Raw genomic sequence first — 9764 nt, 5'->3', positions numbered from 1 at the left:
GCTGGAGCGCTTCATCGGCGTCATCTACCGGCCGGACACCGAGCGCTGGAGTCACTATTCGTCGGCCAGTCTACCAGCCCAGTTCGACGCCTTCGTCTGGTTCGACACGACCAGTGCCGTCACGCCCCTGCCCGCACCCGGGTCGGCGGGGCGCGCTGAGCAGGCCGAGGCGGACGACACATACCCATTCGGGCTGTGAACGGCACCCGGACGCTCGTGCTGGGAACGCTCCATCTGTGCTTGTATTTCAACGAAATGCTCCCATCTCCCTTTTACTCTTCAACAACGGAAAGGAGGTGGTCGAATGTCTCATTGTCTCACGCCGCTCGCGGCAAGCCTGATGGACGCGACCTCCGCCGCGGGGGTCGTCGCCTGACGACAAGCCGCGATCGGCTGACAATGGAAGGGCCGCCTCGAAAGAGGCGGCCCTTCGCATTTCCGGACCAGCTCGGCTAGGCGGCCGGGCAAGACGAGGACAGATCATGAAGCATGTCGTGCTGCTCGGGGATTCCATCTTCGACAACCGGGTCTACGTCTCGCCCGGGCCCGACGTCCGGCAGCAATTGCAGGCGCGTCTGGGCGTTCCTGGAAAGGTTACGCTGCTCGCCGTCGACGGCCATGTCACCACCGATGTCAGGATGCGGCAGCTCCAGCATGTGCCTGCGGACGCAACCCATTTGGTTATCTCGGTCGGGGGTAACGACGCGCTCGGCCATGCCTCCATTTTGGGCGAACGCGCCGGCTCCGTTGCGGAAGCGGTCGAGCGGCTGGCGCAGGCGCAGTCGACCTTCGCCGCCGCTTATTCCGCGATGATCGATGCAGTCCGGCAGCTTGGGCTCCCGACCGCCGTCTGCACGATCTATGATGCGAACTACCCGCAGCCGCAGCGGCGTCTGGTCGTCACGGCGCTCGCCTTGTTCAACGACGTCATTACGCGCGCCGCCTTCTCGCGCGGGCTGTCGCTTATCGACCTTCGCCTGATCTGCGACGAGCCGTCGGACTATGCCAACCCGATCGAACCCTCTTCACGCGGCGGCGACAAGATCGCAGCCGCCATGGCTGCCATGGTTCGTGGCAGCGTGACGGAGCGGCCGGCGTCCTTCGTGTGGGTCTGAGGCCCGCCAGTCGCTCGCTAGATCAGCGTCCTTGCAAGGAAGCGTTTTCGCGGAGCCGTGCACCCGGCGCCGGGCGCTTGATCTCCTCGCTGGCTAGGTCGAATGCGATGTCGATCACGTCGACCATGTGGCGGCGCAAGGTAGCGAAAAAAATGCTGCTCACTTGACGGCTTCATGACGCTACGTCCCGTTGTGGTGAGGCAGAGCGACGCGCGTACGTCCCATTCGCCGCGGCGCTACCGACCCAAGTTTGCAGAACCTGGCGAAGTCGACGCGAATTGGTCAGGTCAGGCGCGCAGCGGGGGCAGGAGGCCGGTCACACGCGCAATTCCTGCCAGGGCCTCGCGCCGCCGCCGAAGATGCTGAGGTAGCGCTCGATCTCGGCCGCATCGCCGGTCGCCTTTGCCCGATTGTCGGAGAGCTTGACCGCGGGCCGACCGTTGGCGCTGGTGACCTTGGCCACCAGCGAGATCGGCTCGAGGCCCCGCCCGCCGTCCGGATCGCAGCCGCGGAAGTCGTTGGTCAGGTTCGTGCCCCAGCCGAAGCTCAACCGCACGCGGCCGTGGAAGTGGCGATGTGTCGCCTCGATCGACTCCACGTCCATGCCGTCGGAGAAGATCAGCAGCTTCTCGCGGGCATCACGCCCGTGCGCCTGCCACCAGGCGAGGATCTGCTCGCCGCCCTCGATCGGCGGCATGCTGTCGGGCCGGAACCCGGTCCAGTCCGCCACCCAATCGGGCGCGTGGCTCAAGAAGGCGGCGGTGCCGAACGCGTCGGGCAGCACGACCAGCAGGTTGCCGCCGTAATGCGCCTGCCATTCCCGCAGCACGCGGTACGGCGCGGCGGCAACCTCCGCATCGTTGTCTGCCAGCGCAGCGAGTACCATGGGAAGCTCGTGCGCGTTGGTGCCGATCGCCTCCAGGTCGCCTTGCATCGCGAGCAGCACGTTGGACGTGCCGATGAACCGCGGCCCCAGCCCTTCCTTGAGCGCCTCCAGGCACCAGCGCTGCCACAGGAAGCCATGCCGCCGCCGCGTACCGAAGTCGGAGAGGACGAGATCGGGAAGTTCGCGCAGCCGCTCCAACTTGCTCCAGAGCTTCGCCTTGGCGCGTGCGTACAACACATCGAGCGCGAACCGCCCCTTGTGGCGGAGCACCGCACGCGAGCGGAGCTCGTTGATGATGGCTAGTGCAGGAATCTCCCACATGCTGGTGTGAGTCCAGGGTCCCTCGAAGCGGAGTTCGAACTGGCCGTCGACGGTGCGCAGTTCGTATTCGGGCAGGCGGAAAGCGGCGAGCCAGGCGAGGAAGTCCGGGGCGAACATCCGCTCCGTGCCATAGAAGCTGTTGCCGGCGAGCCAGATCAGCTCCTTTTTGCTCAGCCGAACCGTACGGGCATGGTCGAGCTGCTCGCGCAGCTCGGATTCGTCGATGATCTCGGCCAGGCGGACACCCCCGCTGCGATTGATCAGCGTGAACGTGGCCTGCACATCGCCATGCAGGTCGCGGATCATCTGCAGCATCAGCAGCTTGTAAAAATCGGTGTCGAGCAGACTTCGCACGATCGGGTCGAGCCGCCAGCTGTGATCATGAACACGGCGCGCGATGTCCATCATGCGCCGGCACCGGCTTGCCAGCAGCGTGCGAAACTCACCGCGGCGGGAAGACTGCCCGTCACCACCCGATACGCTCGACGAACCTCACCCATAGCTTAGCGCGATCTCCTAACCCAAGTCGCTGAAGAACGATTCGGTCGCGTCTCCGGCAGCTACGAAATTGCCTGATCTTGATCAGGACGAAACGCGATCGGCGGCATTCCACCTGCCGGTGATCTCGTGGCAGGACCGCCGCCTAGTGCAGCACGTGCTGCCTGCATCGAGGTGCTGGGGGCGCGTGCGCGCGACACGGCGGCGTCGGCCAACATAGGCTATCATCTTGCGTTAGCGTGATTTTACCGCCCGTACAGGGAGCCGGTCCAAGCTGTCCTTCGTTTTTGCCGTTCTCTCCGATTGAAAGGGAATGAGGATGCGTTGGACAGCGATCACATTGGCGGCGGCGTCGATCGGCATGGCGGCCGGCGCCGTTGCCCAGACCGGCGGCACGGCGGGAGGGCAGACGGGCGCCACTACCGCCTCGACCGCCACAACCGGGTCTACGAGCACGAATGCCCCGACCAGCACGACTGGCGGGTCGACCGGCACCATGAGCGGGTCCACGGGTACGAGCACCGGCTCGGGCGGGACCACCGGCGGATCGACGGCGACGACGGATGGCTCGACGGGATCAACGGCATTGACCGGTGCAGCCGGCGGCCCGGACCGCAACGCGAACGGATCGACGGCTAACGGCAACTCGGGCTCTACCGGCGCCTCATCGGGCGTGAGCACCCGGCGGCCGACCGCGACCAGCACGGGAACGCGGAGCACCCAGGGCCGCAGCACGGGCAGGCGCTCAGGCCGCACGACCAGCAACGCCGCCACCGGCGCGAGCACGCCCCGCTGATCGGCAGCCGCAGAGAAGCGCCCGGAGCGCTGGTCGGAGGCGGGGTGTCGAGCGATGCGATCGGCCGGGCGCCGCTCGCGCCCTCGCTGCCCCGCCTCGGGCTGGCCGACACGTGCGGCGTGCTGGCCGGGGTGGTCGCGCCGAACTTCGCCAAGGGGCCCATCATTCGCCGTCCGTGGATGGTGGCGCTGGCGGAGCGGCTTGATCTCGACCGGCGAGCGGTGCGCCGCCTTCAGCGGCTGCGGGCGCGTCATGGCTCCGGACCGCTCATGCTGCGGCTGCCGGGGCGCTCGCAGGCGGTGCTGCTCGATCCCGCGCATGTCCGACGCGTGCTGGACGGCTCGCCCGAGCCCTTCGCCACCGCGAGCAGCGAGAAGCGCGCGGCGCTGGCGCACTTCCAGCCGGAAGGCGTCCTCATCTCCCACGGACACGCACGGGCGCAGCGGCGGCGGTTGAACGAAGCCGCGCTCGACACGGACCGTCCCTGCCATCGCCTCGCTTCGGTGTTCACCCAGGCGGTCCGTCGCGAGGCGGAGGTGCTGATGAGCGGAGCAGATGCCGAAGGGACGTTCGGCTGGCATGCCTTCCACGACGCCTGGTTTGCGGGTGTCCGGCGGATCGTGCTGGGTGAGGGCGCACGCAACGACCGCGATCTGACCGAGCAGCTCGACCGGCTGCGGCGCGACGCCAATTGGGCGTTCATGAAGCCCCGGCGCACGCGGCTCCGCCGGTGCTTCGAGTCTCGGCTGCGCTCCCATCTCGCGCGTGCCGAGCCGGACAGCATCGCCGGGCTGCTCGCCGGCATGGCGACGGGCCGCGACGCCGCGCCCGCCGGGCAGGTGCCGCAATGGCTGTTCGCGTTCGACGCCGCGGGGATCGCCACGCTGCGCGCGCTCGCGCTCCTTGCCGCGCACCCCGACGCACTGCGCCGTGCCGCCGACGAGGCTGCCGCGGCGGAGCCGGTGCTGCCCTTTCTCCGCGCCTGTCTGCTCGAATCGGTCCGGCTCTGGCCCACGACGCCGATGATCCTGCGCGAGACGACCCGGGATGTGGCTTGGGACAGCGCCATCATGCCGAAGGGGACGGGTATCCTCATCCTGGTCCCCTTCCTCCAGCGAGACGACGAGCGCCTGCCGTTTGCGAACCGCTTCGCGCCCGAGCTGTGGATGGACGCGGATGCCGCGGAGCGCTGGATGCTCGCCCCGTTCAGCGCCGGACCGGCGGTGTGTCCGGGCCGCAACCTCGTACTACTCCTTGCAAGCCATATGCTCGCGGCGCTCGTGCAGGGCGGCTGGACGGACGCGGTGGGGTTCCGGCTCGACCCTGACCGGCCGCTTCCCGCCACCCTGGATCACCTCAAGCTGCGGTTCGGAGAGGCACGGTGCTGAAGCATGTCGCATGGGCCCTGATGCTCGCGTTCGGGCCGGCGCTCGGCGGATGCGCCGCCTCCACGCAGTTGAGCCGGGCGGACACCGAGCGCGTGGCCGGCAGGACCTATGTCATCGTCGGTGCGTCGAGCGGGTTCGGCCGGGGTGCCGCGGTGGCGCTCGGGCAGCGCCGCGCGAACGTCGTGATCGCGGCGCGCCGCGCCGACCTGCTGGAGGAGGTCGCCGCCGAGATCCGCCAGGCCGGGGGTCAGGCGCTGGTCGTGCCGACTGACATCGCCGCGCCGGATCAGGTCGAGGCGCTCGCGCAGGCGGCGGAGCGCCGGTTCGGCCGGATCGACGTGTGGATGAACATCGCCGGCGTCGGCGCCGTGGGGCGCTTCTGGGACGTGCCGGTGGCGGACTATTCGCGCATCGTCGATGTGAACCTGAAAGGTGTCGTCTACGGCAGCCATGTCGCGCTGCGCCGGTTCATCGCCCAGCGCTCAGGCACGCTGGTAAACATGGGATCGGTCGAGAGCGAGATCCCGCTCGCCTATCACGCGACCTATGCCGCGACCAAGGCGGGCGTGCTCAGCCTCGGCCGCTCGCTGAACCAGGAGATCCGGCACGCGGGCCTTTCCCGCACAGTGAAGGTGGCCACCGTGATGCCGTGGGCGGTGGACACGCCCTTCTTCCAGCACACCGCCAACTACGCCGGCCATGCCGATCGCATGGTCCTGCTGGACGGACCGGAAAAGGTCGTGCGAGCGCTCGTCTGGGTATCGATCCACCCGCGCGAGGAACTGCCGGTTGGCTGGAAGGCCAAGCTGGCCGACACCGCGCACCATCTGTTTCCCGACCTGACCGAGCACATCTCCGCCAACATCCACCGCGCCGAGATCGCGAAGGGCACGCCGACGCCGCCTACCCCAGGTTCGGTGCACACCCCGATGGACGAAGGCCGCCGGGTCCACGGCGGCGTACGCATGCGGATGAAAACCGAGGACCGTGCCCGCAGGTCCGATTCAAAATCACTGAAGGAGACACAACCATGACCGAAGAGACCACCCCGCCCCTTCCGTCGCAGCAGCAGGAGGTGCCCGGCACCACCGCCGAGATGGACCCCAGGCCCGATCACGGCGAGGAGAGCTATCGCGGCACCGGACGGCTGGAGGGCAAGGCTGCGATCATCACCGGGGGCGACAGCGGGATCGGCCGCGCGGTCGCGATCGCTTATGCGCGGGAGGGCGCGGACGTGCTGATCGCCTATCTGAACGAGGACGAGGACGCGCAGGAGACCGCGCGCTGGATCGAGCAGACGGGCAGACGCGCGGTGCTGGTCGCCGGCGACATCGGAGCGGCCGCGCACTGCCGCGCGATCGTCGACAAGGCCGTGGAGGCGTTCGACCGCATCGACATCCTGGTCAACAACGCCGCGCACCAGATGACGTTCGAATCCCTGGACGAGATCCCCGACGAGGAATGGGATGCGACCTTCCGCACCAACATGCACGCCATGTTCTACCTGGCGAAGGCAGCGGTGCCGCACATGCAGGCGGGCGGCGCGATCATCAACACGACGTCCGTCAACGCCGACACGCCCAAGCAGACGCTGCTGCCCTATGCGACGACCAAGGGCGCGATCCAGAACTTCACCGGCGGCCTCGCGCAGCTGTTGGCGAAGCAGGGTATCCGGGTGAACTGCGTCGCACCGGGGCCGGTGTGGACGCCGCTGATCCCCTCCACCATGCCGCCCGAGCAGGTGGAAAAGTTCGGCCAGGAGACGCCGATCGGCCGACCCGCGCAGCCCAAGGAACTCGCGCCCGTCTACGTCATGCTCGCGACGGACGAGGCCAGCTATGTCTCTGGCGCGACCGTCGCGGTGACCGGCGGCAAGCCCATCATTTGAAGTGACCTTCTACCATGACTAACGACGCGACCAACTCCCGCCCCTGAGCAGCCCCCACCGGGTGGTCCGGTTAGACAGTTAGTGCATTGTCGTCTCTGCCGCCATTGGCGGCTGGAGGTGGAGCGAAGCGGAACCAGAGGCCGGCAATGGCGGTGTCGCCGCGTCCGGAGCCGGTGGCCGGTAGCGCAGACTGCTGTGCGGCCGGACGGTGTTGTAGTGACGGCGCCACGCCTCGATCAGCACCTTTGCCTCAGCAAGGCTGTAGAAGATCTCGCCATTGAGCAGTTCGTCGCGAAGCGGGCCGTTGAAGCTCTCATTGTAGCCGTTCTCCCAGGGCGAGCCCGGCGCGATGTAGAGCGTCTTCACGCCGATCTGCGCGAGCCAGGTCTGGACGGCGCTGGCGATCTCGGCCAGGCGCAGGTTCATCGTGTCGGTATTGCAGAACGGCAGGACGAGGCCGGCGGCCTTGCCCTCCTGCGGGCAGATCGCACCGAAGATGTAGGCCGATGTGGTCCGCTGGTCGTGCGGCGCCGACGGTCGCGTGCCGCGCTTCGCCCAGCGCCGGGTGATCTTGTTCTTCTGCCCGACCCTTGCCCCGACCCTTGCCTCGTCGGCCCACCATATCTCTATCGGGGTGTCGGGCGGCAAGTGCTGGCGGACCTTGTCCCACCGCAGCGGCAAAGCCCCCTTGTTGAAGGCTTCGACCCCCTCTGCGTCCTGTGCGTGATGCCGCGGACGCGCGGACAGCTTGCGGTTACCCAGTGCCCGCAACTCGCGGCTCAGTGTCGGTTTGGACACCGATAGCGTGAACTCGCGCGCCAGCCACGCGATCAGGTCGACCAGCCGCCAGCGGACCATCCCGTCCACCGCCGAGTCCGGGCCGCGCGCCACGATCTCCACCAGCGCAGCGCGGTGTTCCGCCTTCAGCCGCGACGGCTGGCCAGGTGCCTTCCTGTCGATCAGCCCCATCGGTCCTGCCGCGTTAAACCGCATCACCCGGTCCCGCACGATCTGTACCGTCACCCCGCCGATCCGCGACGCTTCGGTCCGGCTGCTGCCCGCGTAGATCGCCGCCAGCGCCAGCAATCGACGCGTCTGCGCTCCATCCTTCGACGCACGTGCCGCTGCCCTCGTCGAAGCCGCGTCATAGTCGAGGCGCAGCGGCATCGGCATGGCAAACTCCTGATCGTTCGCCCAACCGAATCAAATCAGCCCCGCCCGCGCAACCCACCGCGAGTCAGCCTTTCCGAAACTTGGTATCAGGCTTGAGGGCCACATTCGGCAGCGCCCGCGCTCGCGCCGACAGGCGCGCCCGATCCCGTCGCTGCGCGACGCGCTCGTGCAAGCGATTCGGGCGCTTACCCTTTCAAGCTAACCCGCGCTGCCGGGCTTCCAACGCCGCTTCGGCACGCGAGGCGATGTTTAGCTTCCGTAAATCGTCTTCACGTGTGCGCCGACCGTGTGACCCGAGATGCCGAGAGCATGGCCGGCCTCGGCCAGCGTCAGGCCGCGTCCGATAACCGACAGCACGTCGGTTTCGCGTGCGGTCAACGCTGCGAACTCGGCTGGGGCAGTTTGTCTAAACCGCCCCAGCAGCCGCCGCGCCATCGACGGGGATATCGCGATCTCTCCTGCCTGCAAGTCACGCAGCCGCTCCGCCACGTCGTCGGGGCCGGCACTCTTCAGCAGATAGCCATGCGCGCCAGCTGTGAACGCTCCTACCAGTGTGTCATCGTCGTCGAAGATGGTTGTGACCACGATGGTCGCGTCGCCCTGGTCCGCCTGTTCGCGGATCAACTCCAGCCCGCTGCCATCGGGCAGGCCGATGTCGATGAGCGCGGTCAAAGGTCCGCGCTGTCGTCGCGCGCACCACGCCCGCGCTGCGCCCAGCGACCCGACCAGCGCGGGTTCTACGCCGAACGTCGCGCGCCCGATCTCCGCCAGCCAAGCGCGGTCTCGACCAGATCCTCGACGATCAGAGTTGGCTGCCGGTCCCCACCCCGATTGGCTACATGGCATCGACCAAAGCCGCCATCCCGTCATCGGGGGAGACGTGCGACGACCCACGCGGCACCGACACGATCGCGCTGAATTCGGGCGGACCAGTGAAAACGATCTCGCCACCCAGCGCTTCAGCGCGGCGTCGCATGTTATCGGGGCCGTTGCCGTCCTGCGGGGCTCGGCGGCTCGTACCGTCATCCGCGACGACCAGCGAAAGGTTCGTCGTTGTCGCGTCGGCAGTGACGACGATGACGTGCGCCTGTGCGTGGCGGATGGTGTTGCTCACCAATTCGCGAACGATGGACGTAAGGTGCCGGGCGTCCGCCCCCGACAGCATATCTGGCAAGCTCATCGCCGTCGTCTCCACCGGCCAGTCGAGCGCGACGCCGGCCGCGCTTAGCCGCGTCGCGACCTCATGCCTGACGTCGGCCAATACCTCACCCAGCTGCCGCGTGTCGCCCGCCAGATTGCCGACGATTAGGCGGATATCAGCCATCGCGTCGCGCACATCCTGGCGCATCGCCGCGCCATCGCTGCGATGAAGGCTGGTCATCAGCCGCGCACCGACATCGTTATGGAGGTCGCGCGCGATCCGAAGGCGCTCTTCCATCATGCCGCGCACGTAATCGTCGCGCGCGCGTGATGGAGCCGATCAGCGTGCACAACTCGTCGGCGCGGCCAGATCGCCATCATCGAACCGACGATAGCCGTGCTCGGCATGCGACAGCACTAGGGGCTGTCTGCATTTAGGGGATTCCCTTTGGGTGGCAGGTCTGATTCAAGGTTGGCGAAGGAGCCAGGCCTTGAGCAGACGGACGCTGACGGATGAGCAATGGGCGCGGATGGAAGGGCATCTTCCGGGTCGGGCCGG

The 9764-nt window shown here is 67.7% G+C and carries 10 protein-coding genes; 5 read left to right on the top strand and 5 right to left on the bottom strand.

Annotated features, from left to right (window positions below; all coding sequences use genetic code 11):
• Positions 1 to 199, top strand: a 199-nt coding sequence (locus tag VF643_RS10825; protein ID WP_331043402.1) for an erythromycin esterase family protein, incomplete at its 5' end; no start/stop codon positions are given.
• Positions 200 to 482: 283 nt separating this feature from the next.
• Positions 483 to 1115 carry an SGNH/GDSL hydrolase family protein gene (locus VF643_RS10820; protein WP_331043401.1) on the top strand — a complete coding sequence of 211 codons (633 nt, stop codon included), beginning with the start codon at positions 483 to 485 and terminating at the stop codon, positions 1113 to 1115.
• 316 nt (positions 1116 to 1431) lie between these two features.
• On the opposite strand, the gene VF643_RS10815 is transcribed toward VF643_RS10820, so the two are convergent.
• Both VF643_RS10815 and VF643_RS10810 read right to left on the bottom strand, forming a co-directional pair.
• Positions 1432 to 2730: a nicotinate phosphoribosyltransferase gene (locus VF643_RS10815; RefSeq protein WP_331043400.1), complete on the bottom strand. Its 1299-nt coding sequence runs from the start codon at positions 2728 to 2730 to the stop codon at positions 1432 to 1434.
• Positions 2731 to 3054: 324 nt separating this feature from the next.
• On the bottom strand, positions 3055 to 3606 hold the full coding sequence (locus tag VF643_RS10810) for a hypothetical protein (RefSeq protein ID WP_331043399.1): 552 nt from the start codon (positions 3604 to 3606) through the stop codon (positions 3055 to 3057).
• 54 nt (positions 3607 to 3660) lie between these two features.
• Here VF643_RS10810 and VF643_RS10805 point away from each other — a divergent pair, with 54 nt between their 5' ends.
• From VF643_RS10805 to VF643_RS10795, 3 genes are read left to right on the top strand one after another with little or no spacing between them, the layout of a single operon-like run.
• Positions 3661 to 5004, top strand: coding sequence for a cytochrome P450 (locus VF643_RS10805; protein WP_331043398.1), 1344 nt, complete (start codon positions 3661 to 3663; stop codon positions 5002 to 5004).
• Positions 4998 to 6038 carry an SDR family NAD(P)-dependent oxidoreductase gene (locus tag VF643_RS10800; protein WP_331043397.1) on the top strand — a complete coding sequence of 347 codons (1041 nt, stop codon included), beginning with the start codon at positions 4998 to 5000 and terminating at the stop codon, positions 6036 to 6038. Before VF643_RS10805 ends, VF643_RS10800 begins: the two co-directional genes overlap by 7 nt.
• Positions 6035 to 6892, top strand: coding sequence for a glucose 1-dehydrogenase (locus tag VF643_RS10795; RefSeq protein ID WP_331043396.1), 858 nt, complete (start codon positions 6035 to 6037; stop codon positions 6890 to 6892). Before VF643_RS10800 ends, VF643_RS10795 begins: the two co-directional genes overlap by 4 nt.
• Positions 6893 to 6970: 78 nt before the next feature.
• On the opposite strand, the gene VF643_RS10790 is transcribed toward VF643_RS10795, so the two are convergent.
• The 3 genes from VF643_RS10790 to VF643_RS10780 form a co-directional block, all read right to left on the bottom strand.
• On the bottom strand, positions 6971 to 8065 hold the full coding sequence (locus VF643_RS10790) for an IS630 family transposase (RefSeq protein WP_331043395.1): 1095 nt from the start codon (positions 8063 to 8065) through the stop codon (positions 6971 to 6973).
• Between the two features lie 249 nt (positions 8066 to 8314).
• A complete protein-coding gene (locus tag VF643_RS10785; protein ID WP_331043394.1) occupies positions 8315 to 8737 on the bottom strand; it encodes a response regulator transcription factor in 423 nt (140 codons plus the stop codon).
• A 163-nt stretch (positions 8738 to 8900) separates the two neighbouring features.
• On the bottom strand, positions 8901 to 9506 hold the full coding sequence (locus VF643_RS10780) for a hypothetical protein (protein WP_331043393.1): 606 nt from the start codon (positions 9504 to 9506) through the stop codon (positions 8901 to 8903).
• Between the last annotated feature and the right edge of the window lie 258 nt (positions 9507 to 9764).

The sequence above is a fragment of the Sphingomonas sp. genome (genome assembly GCF_036387595.1).
Taxonomy (GTDB): domain Bacteria; phylum Pseudomonadota; class Alphaproteobacteria; order Sphingomonadales; family Sphingomonadaceae; genus Sphingomonas.
Note: the sequence above shows the minus strand (reverse complement) of the source record. Positions and strands in the feature narration are given on the sequence as shown.

Coding starts and splice junctions, on each gene's coding strand:
- VF643_RS10795 (WP_331043396.1), top strand. CDS start 6,035: ATGACCGAAGAGACCACCCCGCCCCTTCCGTCGCAGCAGCAGGAGGTG.
- VF643_RS10790 (WP_331043395.1), bottom strand. CDS start 8,065: ATGCCGATGCCGCTGCGCCTCGACTATGACGCGGCTTCGACGAGGGCA.
- VF643_RS10780 (WP_331043393.1), bottom strand. CDS start 9,506: ATGATGGAAGAGCGCCTTCGGATCGCGCGCGACCTCCATAACGATGTC.
- VF643_RS10820 (WP_331043401.1), top strand. CDS start 483: ATGAAGCATGTCGTGCTGCTCGGGGATTCCATCTTCGACAACCGGGTC.
- VF643_RS10815 (WP_331043400.1), bottom strand. CDS start 2,730: ATGATGGACATCGCGCGCCGTGTTCATGATCACAGCTGGCGGCTCGAC.